This is a genomic window from Roseovarius halotolerans (genome assembly GCF_900172255.1).
GTDB lineage: Bacteria > Pseudomonadota > Alphaproteobacteria > Rhodobacterales > Rhodobacteraceae > Roseovarius > Roseovarius halotolerans.
The window spans coordinates 1-21,235 of sequence record NZ_FWFU01000003.1 but is presented as its reverse complement, the minus strand read 5'-3'; the positions used below and the strand labels follow the sequence as shown (position 1 = coordinate 21,235).

The following is a 21,235-nucleotide window of genomic DNA, read 5'->3' as shown; positions in this document are numbered from 1 at the left end:
GGTTGGGGCGCGTGATTCGCTCAGGCGCCGCGATAGGGTTCGACATATTGCAGCGCCATGTCCCACGGGAAGAAGATCCAGGTGTCCTGGCTGACCTCGGTCACGAAGGTATCGACCATGTCCCGGCCCATCGGTTTTGCATAGACCGTCGCCACATGGGCCTTGGGCATCAGCTTGCGCACCACTTCGAGCGTGCGTCCGGTATCGACGAGGTCATCGACGATGAGCACGCCTTCGCCATCGCCGACGAGGGCGCTGTCGGGCGATTTGATGACCTGCGCGGCGGCCTGGGTCTGATGGTTGTAGGATTTCACGCTGATCGTATCGACGGTGCGGATGTCGAGTTCGCGCGCGACGATCATCGCCGGGGCCATGCCGCCACGGGTGATCGCGACCACGGCGCGCCATTCGCCGTTTTCGGGGGCGACATCCTGAAGCCGCCACGCCAGGGCGCGGGCGTCGCGGTGAATCTGGTCCCAGCTGACATGGAAGCCCTTTTCGTGCGGCAGGCGGTCGGTCATGAGAGGTGTCCTTTCAGGCTGGCGTCAGGTGGCGATGCGCAGCGCCATCACCCCCAGAAGGGCGGCGGCGGCGCGGTCGAACAGGGCTTTGCACTTGAGATAGACGATGCGGACCGCGGCAATTCCGAGGCCTACCGTCAGAAGGCTGTAGAACAGGATTTCGAGCGCCAGGTGATTGAGCACAACCAGCACGGCCTCGGCGCCGGTCGGCATGGCCGGAAAGACGGTGGTGAAGATCGCCGCGATGAAGACCACTGCCTTGGGATTGGCGAGGTTTGTGACCAGCCCGAGGCGAAAGCCGCTGAGCCCGCCGGGCAGGTCTGCCTGTGCGGGGCGATCGGCCTGACGCCAGAGCATGAAGGCGAACCACGCAAGATAAAGCCCGCCCGCGATCTTGAGCGCAACAAAGGCCCAGGGCGCGACAGCAAAGATCGCGCTCAGTCCCAGAACTGCGAGCAGGCTCCAGAGCGTCGCGCCGAAGGCCAGCCCGAGCCCGCAGAGGAAGCCCGCGCGCCGCCCGGCGCCAAGCGCCGTGCGCAGCATCGCGAGCAGGGCTGGTCCGGGCGAGACCAGCGCACCCATGATGGCCAGGTTGAAGGCGAGCAGGGCGGTGATGTCGATCAATTCCGGCATCGACGCGACGGTCAGGTCTTGTCGATGTCGGGCGCGTCCACGGCCTTCATGCCGACGACGTGATACCCGGCATCCACATGCAGGACCTCGCCCGTGGTGCCGCTGCCCAGATCGCTGAGCAGGTAAAGCGCGGCCTTGCCGACGTCCTCGGTGGTCACGTTGCGGCGCAGCGGCGAATTCAGTTCATTCCATTTCAGGATATAGCGGAAATCGCCGATGCCGCTGGCGGCCAGGGTCTTGATCGGCCCGGCGCTGATGGCGTTGACGCGAATGCCGTCCTTGCCCAGATCCTCGGCCAGATACATCACGCTGGCTTCGAGCGCGGCCTTGGCAACACCCATGACGTTGTAATGCGGCATGACCTGTTCGGCGCCGTAATAGGTCAGGGTCAGCATGGCACCGCCCTCGGCCATGATCTTTTCGGCACGCTGCGCGATGGCGGTGAAGGAATAGACTGAGATGTCCATCGTGTTGAGGAAATTGTCACGGCTGGTATCGACATATCGGCCGCGCAGTTCGCTCTTGTCCGAGAAGCCGATGGCGTGAACGACGAAGTCGAGCTTGCCCCATGTCTTTTCCAGCTCGGCGAACAGCGCCTCGACCGAATCCATGTCGCCGACATCGCAGGGCAGCACGACCGTGGAGCCAAGCTGCTCGGCCAGCGGGCCGACCCGTTTCTTCAGTGCCTCGCCCTGATAGGAGAACGCAAGCTCGGCGCCCGCATCGGCGCATGCCTTGGCGATACCCCAGGCGATCGACTTGTCATTTGCAAGGCCCATGATCAGGCCGCGCTTTCCCGCCATCAGTGAATTTGACATTTCTTGACCTCGGCCCAACATGCAGTTTGAGGTTCCCTTTAGGCGATCGCCGGTAAGGCATCAAGGGACAAGGGAATGACGCGAGGTTCTCGGGTGTCGGTGGTTGTGTCCGTGCCCGGATCGGACTAGGCGCCTAGCGCCGAAAGAAAGCGGGCGGTGAAGGTGATGGACAGAACTGGAATATTCGCGGGCGACGACCCTTTCGTGATCGCGCGGGAATGGCTCGACGAAGCCACGAAGAGCGAGATCAATGACCCCAACGCGATGGCGCTGGCGACGGTGGATCAAGACGGCCTGCCAAATGTGCGCATGGTTCTGCTGAAGGAAATCAGCGCCGATGCGTTCTGGTTCTATACCAATTACCAGAGCGCCAAGGGGCGCGAGCTGGAGCATTCGGGGCGGGCCGCTCTGGTGCTTCACTGGAAGTCGCTGCGCCGCCAATTGCGTATCCGCGGAAATGTCACGCGCGAGGATGGTGCAGCGGCGGATGCATATTTCGCGTCGCGTTCGCTCAAGAGCCGTTTGGGGGCCTGGGCGTCGCATCAGTCCCAACCCCTGGAGTCGCGCGGCGCGCTGATGGCGCGGGTCGCGAAGATCACCGCTCAGAAAGGCACGAATCCGCCGAGGCCGGATTTCTGGGGTGGCTTTCGCCTGGAACCGGTGGAAATGGAATTCTGGGCTGATGGTGCTTTTCGCCTGCATGACAGGTTTGTCTGGCGCCGTGAAGGTCCTGAAAACGAATGGGAAATTCAACGTCTGAACCCTTGACGTTCACGTTTCGTAAAATGCAAGACCCTGAATACAAATGGATTTTCTGCTTGCAACTCTGTGCGGATGTGTCGCAAAACTTCAAGTAGTCTTGGGGGATAAAGACTGTTTTGGGTAGGAATGAAGTGACCAAAGAAAATGAAATCACACGTAGGATAAAAGGACGTGTTAAGTGGTTTGACCCCGTAAAGGGTTTCGGTTTTGTCATCGCCGATGAAGGCGGTCCTGATATCTTGTTGCACGCCAATGTATTGCGCAATTTTGGGCAAAGCTCGGTCGCTGACCGGGCCGGTGTGGAGATCGACGTTCAAGATACCGATCGTGGTATCCAGGCTGTCGAAGTACATTCCATCGAACCACCGGATGACAGCGAAGGCACCGGGCTTTCGGATCTCGACGAGATCGATCCGGAGGTGATCCGCGCCGCTCCGCTGGAGCCGGCGCGCGTCAAATGGTTCGACAAGGGAAAGGGATTTGGCTTTGCCAATACCTTCGGACGGGACGAGGATGTATTCGTCCATGTCGAAGTCCTGCGCCGTTCGGGGCTGGCTGATCTGCAGCCCGGAGAGGCGCTGGCGATGCGCGTCATAGAAGGTAAGCGTGGCCGCATGGCCACGGAGGTGTGTGGATGGGAAATGGCCGTAAAGCAATCCAAAGCCTGATCTTCAGTGTTCTTCTGGTCGTCCTTGCGCTGCCGGCCCTGGCCGGTGGTGTCTGCCGAGATGACCAGGTGGCGCTGCGCGGCGATTGGGGGCAGGCGCGATTCACCGTTGAACTCGCGGATGATGCGCCTTCGCGCGCCAAGGGCCTGATGAATCGCGACAGCCTGGCGCGCAGCGCGGGGATGCTTTTCGTCTACCCGGCGCCAAAGCGGGTCGGGTTCTGGATGAAGGACACGCTGATTCCCCTCGACATGATCTTCATGGACGAGACCGGCACGGTCACGCGCATTCATCAGAATGCCCAGCCGCATGACCTGCGTCCCAAGATGGGGGGCGATGCCATTCAGTTCGTGCTTGAGATCAACGGCGGCATGGCGCGCCAGCTGGGCATCGCCGAAGGCAGCCAGATGCGTCACCCATCGGTCGATCCCGATCTTGCGGCATGGCCCTGTTAGGGGTTTTCAATTTCATAACGCCAGAGTAGATACGGGGCCGGTCCGGGGCGTAGCGCAGTCTGGTAGCGCACCTGTTTTGGGTACAGGGGGTCGTGAGTTCGAATCTCGCCGCCCCGACCAATCACTTTCCACCGGTGTCAGGGCAGGGCGGATGCCGTACCCGCGCGGCACAGGCGCGATCGCACGAGCGTGCCAAGGCATGCCGGAAAGCCAGCCGAAAGACTCACCCATAGCGCGGCGTGACCGTCCGCAAACCAACCCATCATTGCATTTTCGCGCATGAGACGCGGCTGAGTGGGGCGATTGTGCAACTCGCCGGGACATTTGAGCGCAGGCGCGCGAGGCGCGTTCACAGGCCGGATCGCCGCCGTCAATCCGTCAAGGCCGCCACCGTGGGCATGAGGAAAACGCCCTAAGCGCCTTGAATATGGTTGCTTTCCGACCTCGCCCTTGGGTTGCGCCGAGAAGGGTCGGCGAGCCGAATGAATCACGGGGGTGTGACCCGTGGGCAGGGTGCCCGGAAGGTCAACATTATTTTTGCGAAAAATCGGCAAAAATTACGTTGACCCTCTATGGCTAGATACGTCAGATTGTGGGGGCCGGTCAGCAAGCCACAACATATAGTGTGCGAACGCCGGAATGGGACAGAACTCCAGAACACAGCCCGGACGTGCCGGGATGGATCGCTTGCGCCGTATTGTTCGGCGCAGGACGGGGGTGAGTTCCCGCGAATGGCCGCGGCTTGACGAAGCCACGGGGGCGGTAGGCTCGAAGTGAAACGCTGAACATGGGGCAGCAAGACAATGAAGATCGAAAGAAAATTCACCAAGGCAGGGCAGGACGCATATTCGGAGCTGAACTTCGTGACCACGAGTTCCGAAATCCGCAATCCCGACGGAACCATCGTTTTCAGGCTGGATGAGGTCGAAGTGCCCGCCGGCTGGAGCCAGGTGGCCAGCGACGTGATCGCGCAGAAGTATTTCCGCAAGGCGGGCGTGCCCAACAAGAGCACCCCGATCAAGGAAAAGGGTGTGCCGGAGTTCCTGTGGCGCTCGGCCCCCGCGAAGGACAATGACGGTTTCGGCGGCGAAACCAGCGCCAAGCAGGTGTTCGACCGTCTGGCCGGGGCCTGGGCCTATTGGGGCTGGAAGGGTGGCTATTTCACCACCGAAGAGGATGCGAGCGCCTATTTCGACGAGATGCGCTACATGCTGGCGCGCCAGATGGCGGCGCCCAACTCTCCGCAATGGTTCAACACGGGCCTGCACTGGGCCTATGGCATCGACGGTCCCAGCCAGGGCCATTACTATGTGGATTACCAGACGGGCGAACTGACCAGATCGAGCAGCGCCTATGAGCACCCGCAGCCCCATGCATGTTTCATCCAGTCGGTCGGTGACGACCTGGTGGGCGAAGGCGGCATCATGGATCTGTGGGTGCGCGAGGCCCGCCTGTTCAAATACGGTTCGGGTACCGGCACCAACTTCTCGAGCCTGCGCGCCGAGGGCGAGGCCCTGTCGGGCGGCGGCAAGTCGTCGGGGCTGATGGGTTTCCTCAAGATCGGCGACCGTGCGGCGGGCGCGATCAAGTCGGGCGGCACCACGCGGCGCGCGGCCAAGATGGTGATCTGCGACGCCGACCACCCGGATATCCAGGAGTTCATCAACTGGAAGGTCAAGGAAGAGCAGAAGGTTGCCTCGATCGTGGCCGGCTCCAAGATCCACGAACAGCGCCTGAACGAGATTTTCGCGGCGATCCGCGAATGGGATGGCAGCAGCGAGGATTCCGTCGACCCCAAGAAGAACGAGTCGCTGAAGGCGGCGATCCGCGGCGCCAAGCAGATGAAGATCCCGGAAACCTATATCAAGCGCGTGCTGGATTATGCGCGCCAGGGCTACGGCAGCATCGAGTTCCCGACCTATGACACCGACTGGGATTCCGAGGCCTATGCCAGCGTCTCGGGGCAGAACTCGAACAACTCGATCCGGGTGACGGATGCGTTCCTCAAGGCGGTCGAGAACGATGACGACTGGGCCTTGCTGAACCGTACCGATGGCAGCGTCGCCAAGACGATCAAGGCGCGCGACCTCTGGGAGGATGTGGGCCACGCGGCCTGGGCCTGCGCCGATCCGGGCATCCAGTATCATGATACTGTCAACGCCTGGCATACCTGCCCGGAAGATGGCGAGATCCGCGGATCGAACCCCTGTTCGGAATACATGTTCCTCGATGACACGGCCTGCAACCTGGCCTCGATGAACCTGTTGCAGTTCTTCCATGACGGGGCGTTCGACGCCGACAGCTACATGCACGCCACGCGGCTCTGGACCGTGACGCTGGAAATCTCGGTGATGATGGCGCAGTTCCCCTCCAAGGAGATCGCGCAGCGCAGCTTTGATTTCCGCACCCTTGGCCTCGGCTATGCCAATATCGGCGGGCTGCTGATGAACATGGGTTTTGGTTATGACAGCGCCGAGGGTCGCGCGCTATGTGGTGCACTGACGGCGATCATGACCGGCGTGGCCTATGCCACCAGCGCCGAAATGGCCGGGGAACTGGGCCCCTTCGCGGGCTACAAGCGCAACCGCGAACACATGCTCCGCGTCATCCGCAACCACCGCAACGCCGCTTACGGCGCGACCGAGGGTTATGAGGGGCTGGAGGTGAAGCCGGTGCCGCTGGACCTGGCCAACTGTCCCGACCCGCGGCTTGTCGATCTGGCGATGGCCAGCTGGGACGAGGCACTGAAGCTGGGCGAGACGCACGGCTATCGCAATGCCCAGTCCACCGTGATCGCGCCGACCGGCACGATCGGGCTGGTGATGGATTGCGACACCACCGGGATCGAGCCCGATTTCGCGCTGGTCAAATTCAAGAAGCTGGCCGGTGGCGGCTACTTCAAGATTATCAACCAGTCGGTGCCCGCCGCCCTTGAAAAACTGGGCTATGGCTCTGCGCAGATCGAGGAGATCGTTAGCTACGCGGTCGGTCACGGCACCATCGGCAACGCGCCGGGGATCAATCACACCTCGCTGGTCGGCCACGGTTTCGGCCCCAACGAGCTGGAGAAGATCGACGGTGCGCTCGGCTCGGCCTTCGATATCCGTTTCGTCTTCAACCAGTGGACCCTGGGCGAGGCGTTCTGCACCAATGTGCTGGGGATCCCGGCGCAGAAGCTGAACGATCCGACCTTCGACATGCTGGCGCATCTTGGTTACTCCAAGGCAGATATCGAAGCCGCCAACGACCATGTCTGCGGGACCATGACGCTGGAAGGTGCGCCGCATCTGCGCGAAGAGCACTACCAGATCTTCGATTGCGCCAATGCCTGCGGCAAGAAGGGCAAGCGGTATCTGAGCGTGGACAGCCATATCTACATGATGGCGGCGGCGCAGAGCTTCATCTCGGGGGCGATCTCGAAGACGATCAACATGCCCAACGATGCCACCATCGAGGATTGCCAGAAGGCCTATGAGCTGAGCTGGTCGCTCGGGGTGAAGGCGAATGCGCTCTACCGCGACGGCTCCAAGCTGAGCCAGCCGCTGGCATCGTCGCTGGTCGAGGATGATGACGAAGCCGCCGAGATCCTGGAAAGCGGATCCACGCAGGAGAAGGCCGCCGTTCTGGCCGAAAAGGTCATCGAGAAGGTGATCGTCAAGGAAATCGTCAAGTCGCACCGTGAAAAGATGCCCGAACGCCGCAAGGGTTATACCCAGAAGGCGATCGTGGGGGGCCACAAGGTCTATCTGCGCACCGGTGAATATGAAGACGGTAATCTTGGCGAGATCTTCATCGACATGCACAAGGAAGGTGCCGGTTTCCGGGCGATGATGAACAATTTCGCCATCGCCGTGTCGGTCGGCCTGCAATATGGCGTGCCGCTCGAGGAATTCGTCGATGCCTTCACCTTCACCAAGTTCGAGCCCGCGGGCATGGTGCAGGGCAATGACAGCATCAAGAACGCGACCTCGATCCTGGACTATATCTTCCGCGAACTGGCGGTCAGCTACCTGGATCGCACCGATCTGGCCCATGTGAAGCCCCAGGGCGCGTCCTTTGACGATCTGGGCCGCGGCGAGGAAGAAGGCGTGTCGAACGTGAGCGAGATGAGCGACGCCGCTGCATCGCGTTCGCTGGAGGTGCTCAAGCAGATCAGCTCGACCGGCTATCTGCGCAAGCGCCTGCCCCAGGAACTGGTGGTGCTGAATGGCGGCCAGTCGAGGATGGCGGCGGCGGGTGGTGATCCGGTGCAGGCATTGCAGACGCTGGTGCCTGAGACCGCGAGCGCGACGGCCTCGTATAGCGCCAGCTCGACCACCACGACGGCCGTGGCCTCGGGCAGCCTGACGATGAATGCCGCCACCAAGGCGCGCATGCAGGGCTACGAAGGCGAAGCCTGCGGCGAATGCGGCAACTACACGCTGGTGCGCAACGGCACCTGCATGAAATGCAACACCTGCGGTGCGACAAGCGGGTGTAGCTGAAAGATCGCGCCCCTGACGGGGGGCGCGTAGGGACCAGCGGGCCTGTACAGGCGGCCCGCGGTCCCGAAGCCACAGGATGGGGCGGACTAATGGCTTCGTCCATCCTTTTCCGGGGCGGGTGCGCTCGCCCTGCGCGGATCGGGCCGCAGGCAGAAACCGGGCGGTACAAATAGTGAGCCCGATCTCGTGAACCTCAGGGGCGTCCAAGGGCGCCCCTTTTTTCTTGGGCGATCGCCGGCCTCAGGGGGCGGCGCGGTTGAGCATCCCGAAAAGATCGCGCGGATCGTCGGGGTCGGCCAGCAGGTCGAGTTCGAGGTAGAGATCGGTGCTGCCGATATGATCGCGGATATAGCGCAGGGCGCTGAAATCCTCGATGGCGAAGCCGACACTGTCGAACAGCGTGATCTGCCCGGCGCTGCTGCGCCCCGGCTTGCTGCCGTTGATGACTTCCCAGATCTGGGTGACGGGGTGATCGGGCGCGAGCTGCTGGATCTCGCCCTCGATCCGGGTCTGTTCGGGATATTCGACGAAGATTTCGGCGCGGTGCAGCACGCCGGGGGCAAGTTCCGTCTTGCCGGGGCAGTCGCCGCCGATGGCATTGATATGCACGCCCGCGCCGACCATGTTGTCGGTGAGGATCGTGGCATATTGCTTGTCGGCGGTGCAGGTGGTGATGATCTGCGCGCCTTCCATCGCGTCTTCGGCGCTGCTGCACAGATGAACATCGAGCCCCAAGCCCTTGAGATTATGGGCAGCCTTGCGGGTGGCGGCCGGATCGATATCCCAGAGACGCACGGATTTGACGCCGCAGATCGCCTTCATGGCGAGGCTCTGGAACTCGGATTGCGCGCCATTGCCGATCATCGCCATCGTGTCGGCGCCTTTGGGGGCGAGGTATTTCGCCACCATCGCCGAGGTCGCCGCGGTGCGCAGGGCGGTGAGCACGGTCATTTCGGAGAGCAGCACCGGGTAGCCATTGCCGACATTGGCCAGAAGGCCGAAGGCGGTGACGGTCTGCAGGCCCGCGCTGGTGTTCTTGGGATGGCCGTTCACGTATTTGAAACCGTAGACCTCGCCATCAGAGGTCGGCATCAGTTCGATCACGCCTTCGGCGGAGTGGCTTGCGATGCGAGGGGTCTTGTCGAACAGGTCCCAGCGGCGGAAATCCTGTTCGATATATTCCGCCAGGCCGCGCAGCATCGGTTCGATTCCGATGTGATGCACGAGCTTCATCATGTTCTCGACCGAGACGAAAGGCACCAGCGCCTTGTCGGAAGGGGGGATATGCGGCATGAGATTTATCCTTTTCAGGCAAAGGCTTGCGTGGGGCGGTCAAAGACACGGCGGCCAAACGCCGAGGCTGTCAGATCCACCATCACCTGCGCGGTGCGACCGCGGTCATCGAGAAACGGGTTGAGTTCTACGAGGTCGAGCGAGGTCATCAGCCCGCTGTCGCAGATCATCTCCATAACCAGATGCGCCTCGCGGATGGTGGCGCCGCCGGGGACGGTGGTGCCGACGGCGGGGGCGATGGCGGGGTCAAGGAAATCGACATCAAGCGACACGTGCAGCATGCCGTTGGCCCTGGCGACATGGGCGAGGAATGCGGAGAGGGGTTTGGCGATCCCGGTCTCGTCGATCTCGCGCATGTCGTGGCGGCGGATACGGGTGCGTTGAAGGATGTCGCGCTCGGGGCCGTCGACGGAGCGCAGGCCGAGGATGCAGATGTTCTCTTCGGGGATCGGGTTGGCGAGCTTGGGAAAGCCGGTAAACCCATTGTTTCCAGTGACATAGGCGAGGGGGGTGCCATGCAGGTTGCCCGAGGCGCTGCTTTGAGGCGTGTGGAAATCGCTATGGGCGTCGAGCCAGAGCACGAATTGCGGGCGCGCCTGTGCGGCGGCGTGGTTGGCGACCCCGGAGACCGAGCCGAGCGAGAGTGCATGATCGCCGCCAAGGAAGATCGGCACACCTTGGGAAACCGAAATTTCCGCTTGTTTTGCAATGGATTGGGTCCACCCGATAGTCTGCGCAGGGGCGTGCAGGTGGGCAGGCAGGTCATCCGGTGCAGAGACGGGATCGGGGGTGAGGTTGCCAAGGTCGCGGGTGGTGTGGCCAAGCTCGGTCAGAGCGGCGGGCAGACCGGCGACGCGGTAGGCGTCGGGGCCCATAAGGCAGCCTTGGCGGTCCTTGCCGCTATCGACGGGAGCACCGATGAGGATGCATGTCTTCGGGGTCATGGGAGCACTCGGGTTGTTCAGGTTGCCTTAAGATTCCTCCGAAATGAGTTGAATTGAAGCAGGCAATTTGCACAAATAGAGCGGATACTGCGCGAAACGGAAACGGATTTATGCAAAATGGACGAGACTGATCGCAACCTGATTTCCGCCTTGCGTCATGATGCGCGGGCGTCGCTTTCGGATTTGGCGGCGATGCTGGAGGTGTCGCGCACGACGGTGCGGGCGCGCATCGAGCGGCTGAAGCAGGCCGGTGAGATCGTCGGATTCACCGTGGTCCTGAGGGGCGATGCAGCGCGCGATCCGGTGCGCGGGCTGATGATGATCGGGATCGAGGGGCGCGGGACGGATAGAATCATACGCCAGATCAATGGGTTGAGCGCCGTGCGCGCGGTGCATACCACCAATGGCCGCTGGGATCTGATCGTCGAGATCGGCACCGACACGCTGGAGGCGTTCGACGTGATCCTGGGCCAGATCCGGAAATTCGACGGTATCGCCAGCTCGGAAACCAGCCTGCTTCTCAACACCCGGAAGTCCGGGGGCTGAGCGGCTTCAGCTGTGTACGAGATGTCCGGTTTGTACGCCGGTCTTGTACGGGTTTCGGGGCGCTGGCGCAGAGTTTCGTACAGAATGGCGCGAGACGCGCGATCGGGCCGCGATCTCGGTCCTGTTCACGCCCGGCGCGCGGCCATGATCCAGAGCGCGGCGAGGAGGAGGGAGGCGAGGGTGTTCCAGCTGGCCATCGAGAGGCCGAACATCTCCCAGGGGACTTCATCGCAGCGCACGATGGGCGCGGCCATGATCCGGTCGAAGAGCTGATCGGAACTGAGCCCGGAGACGTCCGCGGAGGTGCAGGCCGCGGGGCCTTCCCACCAGTCGCGCTCGACCCCGGTATGGTAGAAGCCGATGGCGGCGGTGGTGAGGGTTGCGATCGCGCCCAGAACGGCCAGGGGCAGCAGCGCCGCGCGGGGCAGAAGAAAAGCAAGCAGGCCGAGAGCGACGGCTACAATATGCGGGTAACGCTGCCAGTAGCACAGATCGCAGGGCGGCATCGCGCCGATATACTGAAAGCCGAGCGCGCCCAGCATCATCAGAGCCGAACCGCCTGCAGCGAGCAGAAAGAGGGTGCGCCGGTGAAGGGTCATAGGTGACGTACCAGATAGAAGCCGCCAAAGAGCAATGCAACGAACAGAATCGTGAGCAGGCCGAGGCGGCGCTCGATGAAGTCGCGGATCGGAGTGCCGAATTTCCACAGAAGCGCCGCCACGAGGTAAAAGCGCAGGCCGCGTGCCAGGATCGAGGTGGCGATGAAGGTCGCCAGAGGCATCCCCGTCCAGCCCGACATGATGGTAATGACCTTGTAGGGGAAGGGCGTGACCCCGGCGGTCAGCACGGCCCAGAAGCCGAAGTCGTTGAAGCGGGTGTTGAATTCGGACACGGCGTCCGCCTTGCCCAGCGATTGCAGGATCGGCAGCCCCAGTTGTTCATAGGCCAGCGCGCCGATGGCATAGCCCAGAAGCCCGCCCAGCACCGAAGCGACCAGAGCCACCAGCGCCACCAGCCAGGCCCGCGAGGGGCGGGCCAGGATCATCGGGATCATCAGCACGTCCGGCGGGATCGGAAAGACCGAGCTTTCGATAAAGGAGATCAGCGCCAGCACCCAGAGGGCGCGGGGGTGCTCGGACATGCGGATCGTCCAGTCATAGAGGCGTCTGAGCATGTTGGCCGTGCCTGCTTGTCTCAAGGGTGAGGTCTTCGACCATGTGCGCGGGGTGGGGTCAAGGCCGGAGGGCGGGGGCGACGTAAAAAACGGCGCGAGGGCACTGGACGCGGTCGCATGGCTTGGGTAGAACCTCGAACCGGGCCCAAGTGGCGGAATGGTAGACGCAGGGGATTCAAAATCCCCCGGTAGCAATACCGTGCGAGTTCGAGTCTCGCCTTGGGCACCAATGACTTAGCAGATTTGCGAGGGTCGAAAGAGGCGGTGTGTTATACCCGCGTGTTATACCTTCACGTTCCGTTTCCGTTCTGTTCTGAACGCAGATTCTCTCATTGATCCTGATAATAGTCCTTAGCAAATGGACAGCGGCCATAGCGATAGGCGGCAAGAGCAGCCCCACCGCCATCGTCTCCCTCTCCGTAGCCGAACCAGATGTTTTCGCGCCAGACGGATCTCTCCCCCGGCTCGGGGAACGCCATCAGGCGCTCTGATATGCCGGTGATTTGGTGAATTTTTTCAAGAAACTCGGCCTTTAGGTCCAAGAGCTTCATCATATCTTCTGGCGGCGTCAGCTTCATCAATTCTACTGCCATCATTTCCTCCGTTTCTGTGCGGCCATCGACAAGGCGCGATTGCTCGCCCGCTTGCGATAATAGGCGACCATATCGGCGCTCTGGCCTGTCACGGCCTGTATCTCGGCGTCTGACGCGCCGGCCTCGGCAAGCTCGATGATCGCCAATTTTCGCAGCCCGTGCAGGCTGTAGGGCTTTGCGCGGTCTCCCATGCTATTGCGCCACGTCCGAAAGGATCGCTCGACCGAATGATAGCCCAGCGGCTCCGTCAGGTTCTTCGCAAGGACATATTGGCCCTGACACGGTAGCGCCTCAATGAAGGTGCGCAGGCGTTCTGGGCAGTAAACCTCAAGCTCCTGTTTGCCCTTCTCGTCGCGCACAATCATCCACTCGCCCTGAAACTGGTCGTGGCGCATCATTATGGCCGCGTTGGGCCTCTGGCCGGTGCCAAGGATCAAGCGCGCCGTTATCTGCACGCGCTCGGGCGCGGTATCGAGCTTGGCAACCATCCAATCGGGCCACGGCTCGTATTCTCGGGCGGGCGTGTGTGCGCCCAACTTCTTTGCCGGGTTCGGTCCCATCGGCCAGTCCAGCTCGGTTTCGGCGTAATTCCACAAGAGTGAGATCGTCTGGGCGTATTTCGTCGCCTTGCGCGGAGTCTCAGCTGCAATGCCGCCGATGGCGGCGCGGATCGCCTGCCGTGTGGTTTTGCGCATGTCCTTGCCGCCGTTCTTCGCCATAATGGCGTCCATGGTGCGGCGGTAGCTTTTCTTGGTGGAATCGGCCAGCTTTGCCTGAACCTGCGGATCTTGGCGCCATGCCTCGATGCACGCGCGCCAGGTGTATCTTGCGGGCGCGGCCTGCTTTTCGTGCGTCCCTGTCTGCGCCATCCAATAGAGGCGCGTCAGCTCTTCCTTGTCGCCCTTCCAGTCGAGATAGACAGACCGAAAGCGTTTTTTCCCGCCCTCGGTCCACGAAACTCGATGATATGGACGCCATTGGCCTCGCTGAAATTGCCAGACAAGGCGAGGCAGGCTGATACGAGGCTTTGGCGGCTTCATAGCTCAAATTCCTGTTCGGGCATGGCCGCATCACCATTAACGACAGCTTCGAGCATGTCCACCCGCCAGCGTTCGTGGCCGCCAATGCGGCACGGCTGGGGCAGCGCCCCAACCTCGACCAACCGGCGAAACTCGGGCGCTGAAAGGTCCAGCATCGAGGCGGCGGTGGTGTCCTTCACGGCTATCTGGCGAACGGCCATATTCCTCACTCCCCGTCAGGAAGGGCGATTCCGATCAAAGCGACGATCGGCCAAAAGATGATCACAATAACGGACACGAGCGGGACGAGGCTTACCTTGGCACGACGGGGATCGGTGGCCACCAGCGACCTTTTTTGCATGTGAAACCGATACGCGGCAGGAGGTTGGCATTCGAGGAATGGTGGATCTCGACGCCTTCCGCCGCCGCCTGCGTATCGCACAGGTCAAACGGCGTGATGTCAGGGTCCTGCGCCACAAGCTCCTCGAAAAAGGCCTGGTTAGGCGCCAGCTCGCCCTGGAGCTTGGGGCGGCCTTGCGGCGCGGGAGCCGGATGCCCACACATCCGGATCGCCCGCGCCGACCGCGCGCCTGTCGCCGGCCAGAGCCTCAGGCTCAACGCCGCCGCTCGCCCGCTCAAACCCTCCTCGATATACCGCTGAGACCGCGCACAAGGCGCCTTCTGGGAATCCCCGGCGATTCAGGTTTTCATAGAAACGCTCTAAATTGGGTGACGCGCAAACGGGGCGAGTTCTGCTTCATATTTGGGCGCCCTTTTGGCAAGGATCTAATCCGGTGTTGTCAGACGGCTTTGAATTCGTCTCAACAAGGACAGGATTCCGCATCGGAAAAGCTGGAGATCATCCGCACCGTCGAAGCCTCATATTTGCCCACCCCTCAGGCGCTGGCCGTGCTCGGCATTCCACGCATGACCAAATATCGCTGGTATGATCGATGGTCCGAGGGTGGGCTTGACGCGCTCGAGGATCCGGCTCTTCACCCAGTCCTCACCACCGGTCAGCTTGTCGCGACCCGGGTTGCGCTGCGGCTTCGGTGCAAGGCCCCGGTCTCGCGCCTGAGCCGCACCATATCGTTGGCGAACTTGATCGAAACGCAAAGGAGCCGGCCTATTTCGGTATGCGTGCTTCCCTGCTAAACCAGCGCAACAGCGCGTTGCCGCAGCTCGATAGGATGCGGTTTACCCATTTCTGACCCCCATATCTACATCAACGACATAGAATCAGAGAACCACTCCGTGGGAAGCCTGAATCTTATCAAAATCGACACGTTCTAGCGGCACGGAAATTAAATCCCGGTCCGTCTTCGTCAAGATTCGACAGCCATCATCCTGCACCAAGACCATGTCCTCGAGCTTGATCATCCCAGCTTCAGCGTCGCAGAGGTGAAGTTCGATGGCCAGCACCATGCCTGCGACTATTACTTCTTCGCCGCCGCGCGACAAGAATGGCGGCTCATTGAGGTCTAGGCCAACCCCATGGCCCACGAAATGCGCCATTTTTCCATCGGGAAACTTTAGAAACGAGCAGAATACCCCCGCGTTTTCAGCGTGATGGCACGCGCGCTCAAATACGTCACCCGACGTCATGTTCGGCGCGATATCTGCAATCAGCCTGTCCGAGACCAACCGCAGAGACTCGTGCAATTGCAGAGCTCTTTTCGTGGGTTCCCCAAGGCAATATGTTCGCGATTGGTCGCCGTGGTAACCTTTCACGCAGGTTGGGATATCCACGATCACGAGATCACCGCTTTTAAGCTTTCGGCGTGACGCTCCGGCGGGGACTGCAGCGCTCAACCCACAGCCTGAAACTGTGAAGACGACTCCGCTCATCTGTTGTCGGTTCTCCCCTGATGCGAGCGGCCCGCGTCCCATGGTGAAGTCGGGTTGCCGGACGAAAAATACCCCTTCGTGCCCGGCCCGACGGTGTCCGTCCTCCACGATAGCGGAGGCTTCCAGTTCGGTCATCCCGACATACCATCCCTCTGACGCCGCCCTGTGGCCCTCTTCGAGCACATTTGCGGCGATTTCGATGGCTGCAATCTCCCCGGCGTCCTTGATCGTTCTCTGTTCGAGGATGTCCGATGACAAATCCACGATCCGCGCTGACCCAAGAACCTTCCCGAGTTGTTGGTATTGAGGGACGGTCATTACGTCGAGTTCGGCACCGATCCGCAGGTCGTCGGTGTTTTCTCCAAGGCTGGCGGTTACGATTTCGGAAAGCTTGCGATTAAAAGAGACGCGATCAGCTGACAGGCTGCTTTGCCTTCGGGCGAAGTCCAGTCCAGAGCGCACGTAGAGATGGGCATCGCCCGGAGTGATAAAAAGCCATCCCGGCTGAGCGGTGCCCGTGTAGTAGAATATGTCCCTACTGAAATGCAGTAAGGCGGCCGCTAGATCCCGTTCTAGGAGGCGTTCCTGAAGTGCGTTGATCCTTTCCTTATGGACGGTCATTCTTGTCTCCTTCGTCAGCATTGGATGTCGGGATTTGCGGTTTGTCGGATTGGGCCGCGACCAGATAGCGAGATCCCGAAACCCAGGCAGTAGTAGTGGTTAAGGCAGAACTCTTCCCGCAGGCGTGGTGTAACTGGTTCGGCCTGTCATACGTCAAGTCGCTCTGACATTAGTTCTCTCCTCCATCGCAATCCGCAGTTAAGCCACAAAGAAACTGTTGACGTCAGTTAGATATCTGAATTAAACAAACATATGTTTTTCTATCTGGATATGTCAAATGACAACTGCGATACGCTCGAATAATCGACTTGATGTCTTGCTCGACAGTTCTGCGGAACTCTTTTCGGAGCGCGGGTACCAGGCTGCGACAATGCGGGACATTGCCAAGAAATGCGGAATGCTACCGGGGTCGATCTACTATCATTACCCAAACAAGGAGGCTTTGCTCGTAGGGGTCTATGAAGAGGGTGTTCGACAGCTGAGTGAGCGAGTTCAGCGAGAGATCGCTAGAGCCACGGATCCGTGGGAGCGGCTGGAGTTGATGCTCGCTGCGCACATCGAGATGATTGTGGAGCCCACAGCCTATGCCAGCGTTATCATTCGCATCTTGCCCGATGATGTGCCGTCGGCGCGTGAAGAGCTCGTCCGTCTGCGAGATAAGTACGAAGTTTATTTGCGCGATTTGGTGGGCGCACTTCCGCTGCCGAAGGATGTGGATCGCCGGTTGCTTCGGCTCTTCTTGATTGGGTCGGTTAACCACATCCCGGTTTGGCACCGGCCCGGCGGAGAAAGCCCCAAGCAGATTGCGCGACAATTGACGCGGGTTTTTCGCCGACCGCTTCAGGTCAAGCCGAGGGAGTCCAAATGATGGCCTATCCTGAGCGTGTCCTGGTTACGAAAATCGGGTTCGACGGGCATGACCGAGGCAGTCGCGTGGTCGCCGCCTTCCTGCGCGACGCCGGGATGGAGGTGATTTACACCCCGCCCTGGCAGGAAATCGAGGCGGTGGTCAAGCTGGCGATGCAGGAGGACGTAGATCTTATAGGCGTGAGTTCGCTCGCAACCGATCATCTTATTATGCCAGACTTGATTGCGGCCCTGCGTGACGCGGGAATGGACCATGTGCGCCTGATCGTGGGTGGAATAATCCCGCAGAATGAACAGCCCGAACTATTGAACGCCGGCGTCAGCGCGATCTTCAGCCCGGGCGCCACGAGCGAAGAGATTGTTGAAACCGTCCGGGGGCTTGTCGTCGAGGCTCGCGCGGCGCGCGAATGCGCAGAGGAAATGTAATGCCTAAGATAGCTTCGAACACCGACACCGCCAGCCTCAAAGAAAAGCAGGCCAAATGGCAAATCCGCTATGACAGAGAGATCGGGCGAGACAGGACAGTCGTGAACCGTTCCGGTGTCGAGGTGCGTCCGCTCTATACGCCGCTGGACTGGTCGGATGGCCGTTACGACGAGGATTTGGGTATGCCGGGCGAGCTGCCCTACACTCGCGGCATCTACAACACCATGCACCGTGGCCGCACTTGGACACAGAGGCAGCTCATCGGGCTAGGGACGCCGCAAGACTATAACAAACGGGTTCGGATGTTGCTGCAACAAGGGGCTTCGGCGATTAGCCTTCTGCCGTGCAACTCGGGGTTCCGCGGGATAGACTGTGACGAAAGTCCCGTGCCGCTGCTTGGCACCTGCGGTACCGTCATCAACACAGTCGATCACATGGATGCGGCGCTTGATGGCGTGCCGATCGGCGAGATATCCACTGCGATGAACGACCCCACGCCCTTCACGCTTTTCGCTTTCCTGCTCAGCGTGGCGAAACGCCGTGGGGTGCCATTCGACAAGATCACGGGCACCGCGAACCAATCAGATTACATTTCGCATTTCGTGGCCAACCACATGTTCTACCGACTAAGCCAGCCTGGTGCGCGACGCGTCTTCGTAGATCACGTCAAGTTCTGCCGGGAGCATGTGCCAAACTGGAACCCGGTATCGGTCGTTGGCCAGCACATGCAGCAGGCCGGCGCCACCCCTGCAGAAACGATGGGGCTGACGCTCTCGACCGCGATCCAGTACGCCGACGATTGCATCGAGGCGGGTATGAGTCCTGACAAAATCCTGCCGCGCTTCACCTATTTCTTCGATATCTCCATCAGCTTTTTCGAGGAGGTGGCAAAGTTCCGTGCCGGGCGGCGTATCTGGGCGAAGATCACCCGTGAGCGTTACGGCGCGAAGGATCCGCGCTCGTGGCGGTTCAAGTTCCACGGTCAGACATCCGGCGTCGACCTGACGCAGCAACAGCCCCTCAACAACATCGCGCGAGTGACAGCGCAGGCGATTGCCGGGATCTTCGGTGGCTTGCAATCCATGCACACTGACGGGTTTGACGAGGCGATGACCTGTCCGACGGAGGACGCAGCGCGAATCGCTGTTGCAACGCAGAACATCCTGCGCGAAGAGGCGCATCTCTGCGACGTAATCGACCCGCTGGGCGGATCTTACTACGTGGAGGCCCTTACCAACGAGATGGAAGAGAAGATTCTTCAGGTCATGGACGTGATCGAGAATGCGGGTGGGATGTACAATGCTGCAGATGCGGGGATTGTGCAGCGTATGATCGGGAAGTCGGCGTTCGAGTATCAGAGCCGAATTGAAAGCGGCGCAGAGAAAGTCGTGGGTGTGAACTGCTATCAATCTGAGGCGGAGGATGGAGAGGTTGAGACCTATCGCCCAAACCGTGAAGCGATGGAAGCGCAGGTTGCAGCCTTTAAAGCTTTCAAAGCCGACCGAAAGCAATCCGATGTGGAAAGGGCATTGGACGACTTGGCGCGTGCGGCGAGCGGCACACAGAACGTTTATGAGAAGGTTGTGACGGCGGCCGATAGCGGGGTGACCCATGGTGAGATCATCGCGTGCCTGCGACGTGAGCTTGGGTTCGGCCATCCGCTAATGGTGGCCTGATGTCCAGCGATGGAAAGATACGGGTTGAGGTCCTTGCTGAGCGGCTTCGCAAGGGCGACTCTCGTGCACTTGGCCAAGCGCTGACCGTGGTTGAAAACGGGGGAAGCAACGCACTGGCTCTGACCGAAGCGTTGGCCGGTGCGTTTGGTAAGGCGCGCATTGTGGGTTTTACTGGCCCACCCGGTGCCGGCAAGTCGACTCTTCTCGATGCCTTGATCCATGAATGGCGAAGAGAGGGCCGTCCGGTTGCCGTTCTCGCAGTAGATCCGGTGAGCCCGATCTCGGGCGGCGCGGTGCTGGGCGACAGGACGCGCATGGGCGCGCACAGCCTAGACGATGGAGTCTTTATCCGGTCCGTTTCGGCGCGCGGTCATCTCGGCGGGCTCTGCGAGGCAGCGCATGACATGGCGGACATCATGGACGCTGCCGGCTGGCCGCTCATTCTGATCGAAACGGTGGGCGCTGGGCAGTCGGAAACCGAGATCGCGCAGGTGGCTGATCTTAGTGTCGTTATTGCCGCGCCAGGGCTCGGCGACGAACTCCAAGCTATAAAGGCCGGGATATTGGAAATCGGCGATCTGCTCGTCGTGAACAAGGGTGATCGTGACGATGCCGGTGAGACGGCACAACACCTCGAAGCGATGCTGTCTCTGCGATCCGGCGCGAAGCGCGATGTTTCTGTCTTGAGGGTTTCTGCGACGACAGGAAGCGGAGTCTCGAGATTGAAGGACGAGATTGATCATCGTCTGGAATCCGCAGGTGTCGCTGCGGGTGCCGACCGGAATCGCAAACGCAATGCGCGCAAGATGGCGCTTGCCATTCATCGTGTCGCCAGCCGCATTTCGGCGGGGATTCCGGACGAAGACATCGGTGCGATGAGGTCGGAAGAACTGGACCATGTCATTGAGCGCTGGCTCGCGTCTTTGCCGACTGGGGTTGAGGATTGAATGTCGCTTTGTAACGCATGGATGACTTACCCTAGATCGGCTCGGTGCCGGTTTCCCTTAGATGTATAGGGTGCTTGGTGCCGAGAATGACGGCTACGGAAGGGCTGTACGTCAAGCTGCATTGAGCAAGGCCGTGTTGGTACGCTTGGCTGGGGTATTCTCGAAAAGAGCATGGTTAAGAGTACGCGGCAAAGCTCGGCGTCCTCGTTTCAAAGCTAAATTGGTGCTGTCGAGGGAAATAATGGATAACCGCATGGAACAATCTGTACCAAGCTCCATTCCGGCGCTTTTGCAACGCAACGCCGGGCAGTTCGCCGAAAGGCCCGCCTATCGTGAAAAAGAGTTCGGGATCTGGCAATGCTGGACCTGGGCCGAGGCCGAGAAGGAGATCGAGGCGCTGGCGCTGGGTCTGCTGAACCTGGGCGTGAACGAGGGCGATTTCATCGCGATCATCGGGCGCAACCGGCCACATTTCTACTGGTCGATGGTGGCCGCGCAATCCGTGGGGGCGATTCCGGTGCCGCTCTACCAGGATGCCGCCGCCGACGAGATGGCCTATGTGCTGGAACATTGCGGCGCGCGTTTCGCCGTGGTCGAGGACCAGGAGCAGGTGGACAAGGTGATCGAGGTGCAGGACCAGCTGCACCAGTTCGAGCACATGATCTACGTCGATCAGCGGGGCCTGCGTAAATACGACCATCACAAGCTTCATACCTTCGTCGGCATTCAGGATCAGGGGCGGGCCGCCTATTGGGAGTTTATCGAGGACCTCAAGGCGCGGCGCGAAAAGCTGGATTACGACAGTATCTGCGGGATGCTCTATACCTCGGGTACCACCGGCAAGCCCAAGGGCGTGGTGTTGTCCAACCGCAATATCATCGAGGCGTCGCGTTCGTCGGCGGAGTTCGACAAGCTGTCGCGCGACGAAGAGGTGCTGGCC

The 21,235-nt window shown here is 60.8% G+C and carries 22 protein-coding genes, 2 tRNA genes and 1 pseudogene; 13 read left to right on the top strand and 12 right to left on the bottom strand.

What is annotated here, in order from left to right:
* Nucleotides 1–20: 20 nt before the first annotated feature.
* Genes gpt through fabI form a run of 3 tightly spaced genes read right to left on the bottom strand, consistent with a single transcriptional unit; the run spans nt 21 to nt 1,972 of the window.
* Complete coding sequence (gpt, locus tag ROH8110_RS11120) at nt 21–521, bottom strand: xanthine phosphoribosyltransferase (protein ID WP_085817882.1); 501 nt, start codon at nt 519–521, stop codon at nt 21–23.
* Between the two features lie 24 nt (nt 522–545).
* Nucleotides 546–1,154 (bottom strand): LysE family translocator, encoded by a 609-nt coding sequence (locus ROH8110_RS11115; protein ID WP_085817881.1) that lies wholly within the window; start codon nt 1,152–1,154, stop codon nt 546–548.
* Nucleotides 1,155–1,165: 11 nt separating this feature from the next.
* A complete protein-coding gene (gene fabI / locus ROH8110_RS11110) occupies nt 1,166–1,972 on the bottom strand; it encodes an enoyl-ACP reductase FabI (protein ID WP_085817880.1) in 807 nt (268 codons plus the stop codon).
* 162 nt (nt 1,973–2,134) lie between these two features.
* Between fabI and pdxH the strand changes: the two genes are divergently transcribed.
* The 5 genes from pdxH to ROH8110_RS11085 all read left to right on the top strand — a co-directional run bounded on the left by pdxH (nt 2,135) and on the right by ROH8110_RS11085 (nt 8,341).
* Complete coding sequence (gene pdxH / locus ROH8110_RS11105; RefSeq protein WP_085818461.1) at nt 2,135–2,740, top strand: pyridoxamine 5'-phosphate oxidase; 606 nt, start codon at nt 2,135–2,137, stop codon at nt 2,738–2,740.
* Between the two features lie 125 nt (nt 2,741–2,865).
* The gene (locus tag ROH8110_RS11100) at nt 2,866–3,402 is read left to right on the top strand and encodes a cold-shock protein (protein WP_085817879.1); all 537 of its coding nucleotides are present in this window, start codon (nt 2,866–2,868) and stop codon (nt 3,400–3,402) included.
* Nucleotides 3,369–3,857: a DUF192 domain-containing protein gene (locus tag ROH8110_RS11095; protein WP_085817878.1), complete on the top strand. Its 489-nt coding sequence runs from the start codon at nt 3,369–3,371 to the stop codon at nt 3,855–3,857. The genes ROH8110_RS11100 and ROH8110_RS11095 overlap by 34 nt, the downstream gene beginning before the upstream one ends.
* A gap of 43 nt (nt 3,858–3,900) precedes the next feature.
* Nucleotides 3,901–3,977, top strand: a tRNA-Pro gene (locus tag ROH8110_RS11090).
* A gap of 683 nt (nt 3,978–4,660) precedes the next feature.
* A complete protein-coding gene (locus ROH8110_RS11085; RefSeq protein ID WP_085817877.1) occupies nt 4,661–8,341 on the top strand; it encodes a vitamin B12-dependent ribonucleotide reductase in 3,681 nt (1,226 codons plus the stop codon).
* Between the two features lie 240 nt (nt 8,342–8,581).
* Here ROH8110_RS11085 and ocd read toward each other — a convergent pair whose 3' ends face one another.
* A complete protein-coding gene (ocd, locus tag ROH8110_RS11080; RefSeq protein WP_085817876.1) occupies nt 8,582–9,634 on the bottom strand; it encodes an ornithine cyclodeaminase in 1,053 nt (350 codons plus the stop codon).
* Between the two features lie 14 nt (nt 9,635–9,648).
* On the bottom strand, nt 9,649–10,578 hold the full coding sequence (gene rocF / locus ROH8110_RS11075; RefSeq protein ID WP_085817875.1) for an arginase: 930 nt from the start codon (nt 10,576–10,578) through the stop codon (nt 9,649–9,651).
* 117 nt (nt 10,579–10,695) lie between these two features.
* On the opposite strand from rocF, the gene ROH8110_RS11070 reads away from it, so the two are divergent.
* Nucleotides 10,696–11,124, top strand: a complete 429-nt coding sequence (locus ROH8110_RS11070) for an Lrp/AsnC family transcriptional regulator (protein WP_085817874.1) — start codon at nt 10,696–10,698, stop codon at nt 11,122–11,124.
* Between the two features lie 125 nt (nt 11,125–11,249).
* Here the strand turns inward: ROH8110_RS11070 and ROH8110_RS11065 are convergent, their stop codons facing one another.
* Together ROH8110_RS11065 and ROH8110_RS11060 are read right to left on the bottom strand one after the other, a co-directional pair.
* On the bottom strand, nt 11,250–11,723 hold the full coding sequence (locus ROH8110_RS11065; RefSeq protein WP_085817873.1) for a disulfide bond formation protein B: 474 nt from the start codon (nt 11,721–11,723) through the stop codon (nt 11,250–11,252).
* On the bottom strand, nt 11,720–12,298 hold the full coding sequence (locus tag ROH8110_RS11060) for a YqaA family protein (RefSeq protein ID WP_085817872.1): 579 nt from the start codon (nt 12,296–12,298) through the stop codon (nt 11,720–11,722). The genes ROH8110_RS11065 and ROH8110_RS11060 overlap by 4 nt, the downstream gene beginning before the upstream one ends.
* Nucleotides 12,299–12,441: 143 nt before the next feature.
* Here ROH8110_RS11060 and ROH8110_RS11055 point away from each other — a divergent pair.
* Nucleotides 12,442–12,527: transfer RNA gene (locus ROH8110_RS11055), tRNA-Leu, on the top strand.
* Between the two features lie 100 nt (nt 12,528–12,627).
* Here the strand turns inward: ROH8110_RS11055 and ROH8110_RS11050 are convergent.
* The 4 genes from ROH8110_RS11050 to ROH8110_RS18690 form a co-directional block, all read right to left on the bottom strand.
* Entirely contained in the window at nt 12,628–12,891 is a 264-nt protein-coding gene (locus tag ROH8110_RS11050; RefSeq protein ID WP_139837407.1) for a hypothetical protein, read from the bottom strand.
* Nucleotides 12,891–13,931 (bottom strand): tyrosine-type recombinase/integrase, encoded by a 1,041-nt coding sequence (locus ROH8110_RS11045; RefSeq protein ID WP_085817870.1) that lies wholly within the window; start codon nt 13,929–13,931, stop codon nt 12,891–12,893. The genes ROH8110_RS11050 and ROH8110_RS11045 overlap by 1 nt, the downstream gene beginning before the upstream one ends.
* Nucleotides 13,928–14,131, bottom strand: a complete 204-nt coding sequence (locus ROH8110_RS11040) for a hypothetical protein (RefSeq protein ID WP_085817869.1) — start codon at nt 14,129–14,131, stop codon at nt 13,928–13,930. The genes ROH8110_RS11045 and ROH8110_RS11040 overlap by 4 nt, the downstream gene beginning before the upstream one ends.
* Nucleotides 14,132–14,222: 91 nt before the next feature.
* Nucleotides 14,223–14,474 carry a COG3415 family protein gene (locus tag ROH8110_RS18690; RefSeq protein ID WP_170156502.1) on the bottom strand — a complete coding sequence of 84 codons (252 nt, stop codon included), beginning with the start codon at nt 14,472–14,474 and terminating at the stop codon, nt 14,223–14,225.
* Nucleotides 14,475–14,750: 276 nt separating this feature from the next.
* Between ROH8110_RS18690 and ROH8110_RS18920 the strand changes: the two are divergent.
* A pseudogene (locus ROH8110_RS18920) lies at nt 14,751–14,897 on the top strand (helix-turn-helix domain-containing protein); the annotation flags it as partial.
* 252 nt (nt 14,898–15,149) lie between these two features.
* Here the strand turns inward: ROH8110_RS18920 and ROH8110_RS11025 are convergent.
* On the bottom strand, nt 15,150–16,379 hold the full coding sequence (locus ROH8110_RS11025) for a M24 family metallopeptidase (RefSeq protein WP_170156501.1): 1,230 nt from the start codon (nt 16,377–16,379) through the stop codon (nt 15,150–15,152).
* A gap of 277 nt (nt 16,380–16,656) precedes the next feature.
* Here ROH8110_RS11025 and ROH8110_RS11020 point away from each other — a divergent pair, with 277 nt between their 5' ends.
* The 5 genes from ROH8110_RS11020 to ROH8110_RS11000 form a co-directional block, all read left to right on the top strand.
* Nucleotides 16,657–17,247 (top strand): TetR/AcrR family transcriptional regulator, encoded by a 591-nt coding sequence (locus tag ROH8110_RS11020; protein ID WP_085817865.1) that lies wholly within the window; start codon nt 16,657–16,659, stop codon nt 17,245–17,247.
* Nucleotides 17,247–17,672: a cobalamin B12-binding domain-containing protein gene (locus tag ROH8110_RS11015; RefSeq protein WP_085818460.1), complete on the top strand. Its 426-nt coding sequence runs from the start codon at nt 17,247–17,249 to the stop codon at nt 17,670–17,672. Before ROH8110_RS11020 ends, ROH8110_RS11015 begins: the two co-directional genes overlap by 1 nt.
* Nucleotides 17,672–19,348, top strand: a complete 1,677-nt coding sequence (locus ROH8110_RS11010; protein ID WP_085817864.1) for an acyl-CoA mutase large subunit family protein — start codon at nt 17,672–17,674, stop codon at nt 19,346–19,348. The genes ROH8110_RS11015 and ROH8110_RS11010 overlap by 1 nt, the downstream gene beginning before the upstream one ends.
* Entirely contained in the window at nt 19,348–20,295 is a 948-nt protein-coding gene (gene meaB, locus ROH8110_RS11005) for a methylmalonyl Co-A mutase-associated GTPase MeaB (protein ID WP_085817863.1), read from the top strand. Before ROH8110_RS11010 ends, meaB begins: the two co-directional genes overlap by 1 nt.
* Nucleotides 20,296–20,548: 253 nt before the next feature.
* On the top strand, nt 20,549–21,235 hold a 687-nt coding region (locus tag ROH8110_RS11000), incomplete at its 3' end, for an AMP-binding protein (protein WP_139837406.1).

Bases quoted from the DNA above. Each gene is read 5' to 3' on its own strand.
- ROH8110_RS11025 (WP_170156501.1), bottom strand. From the start codon at position 16,379: ATGACCGTCCATAAGGAAAGGATCAACGCACTTCAGGAACGCCTCCTA.
- ROH8110_RS11040 (WP_085817869.1), bottom strand. From the start codon at position 14,131: ATGGCCGTTCGCCAGATAGCCGTGAAGGACACCACCGCCGCCTCGATG.
- ROH8110_RS11085 (WP_085817877.1), top strand. From the start codon at position 4,661: ATGAAGATCGAAAGAAAATTCACCAAGGCAGGGCAGGACGCATATTCG.
- rocF (WP_085817875.1), bottom strand. From the start codon at position 10,578: ATGACCCCGAAGACATGCATCCTCATCGGTGCTCCCGTCGATAGCGGC.
- ROH8110_RS11015 (WP_085818460.1), top strand. From the start codon at position 17,247: ATGGCCTATCCTGAGCGTGTCCTGGTTACGAAAATCGGGTTCGACGGG.
- ROH8110_RS11115 (WP_085817881.1), bottom strand. From the start codon at position 1,154: ATGCCGGAATTGATCGACATCACCGCCCTGCTCGCCTTCAACCTGGCC.
- ROH8110_RS11070 (WP_085817874.1), top strand. From the start codon at position 10,696: ATGGACGAGACTGATCGCAACCTGATTTCCGCCTTGCGTCATGATGCG.
- ROH8110_RS11065 (WP_085817873.1), bottom strand. From the start codon at position 11,723: ATGACCCTTCACCGGCGCACCCTCTTTCTGCTCGCTGCAGGCGGTTCG.
- ROH8110_RS11020 (WP_085817865.1), top strand. From the start codon at position 16,657: ATGACAACTGCGATACGCTCGAATAATCGACTTGATGTCTTGCTCGAC.
- gpt (WP_085817882.1), bottom strand. From the start codon at position 521: ATGACCGACCGCCTGCCGCACGAAAAGGGCTTCCATGTCAGCTGGGAC.
- ocd (WP_085817876.1), bottom strand. From the start codon at position 9,634: ATGCCGCATATCCCCCCTTCCGACAAGGCGCTGGTGCCTTTCGTCTCG.
- meaB (WP_085817863.1), top strand. From the start codon at position 19,348: ATGTCCAGCGATGGAAAGATACGGGTTGAGGTCCTTGCTGAGCGGCTT.
- ROH8110_RS18690 (WP_170156502.1), bottom strand. From the start codon at position 14,474: ATGTGTGGGCATCCGGCTCCCGCGCCGCAAGGCCGCCCCAAGCTCCAG.
- ROH8110_RS11010 (WP_085817864.1), top strand. From the start codon at position 17,672: ATGCCTAAGATAGCTTCGAACACCGACACCGCCAGCCTCAAAGAAAAG.
- ROH8110_RS11095 (WP_085817878.1), top strand. From the start codon at position 3,369: ATGGGAAATGGCCGTAAAGCAATCCAAAGCCTGATCTTCAGTGTTCTT.
- fabI (WP_085817880.1), bottom strand. From the start codon at position 1,972: ATGTCAAATTCACTGATGGCGGGAAAGCGCGGCCTGATCATGGGCCTT.
- ROH8110_RS11060 (WP_085817872.1), bottom strand. From the start codon at position 12,298: ATGCTCAGACGCCTCTATGACTGGACGATCCGCATGTCCGAGCACCCC.
- ROH8110_RS11045 (WP_085817870.1), bottom strand. From the start codon at position 13,931: ATGAAGCCGCCAAAGCCTCGTATCAGCCTGCCTCGCCTTGTCTGGCAA.
- ROH8110_RS11050 (WP_139837407.1), bottom strand. From the start codon at position 12,891: ATGGCAGTAGAATTGATGAAGCTGACGCCGCCAGAAGATATGATGAAG.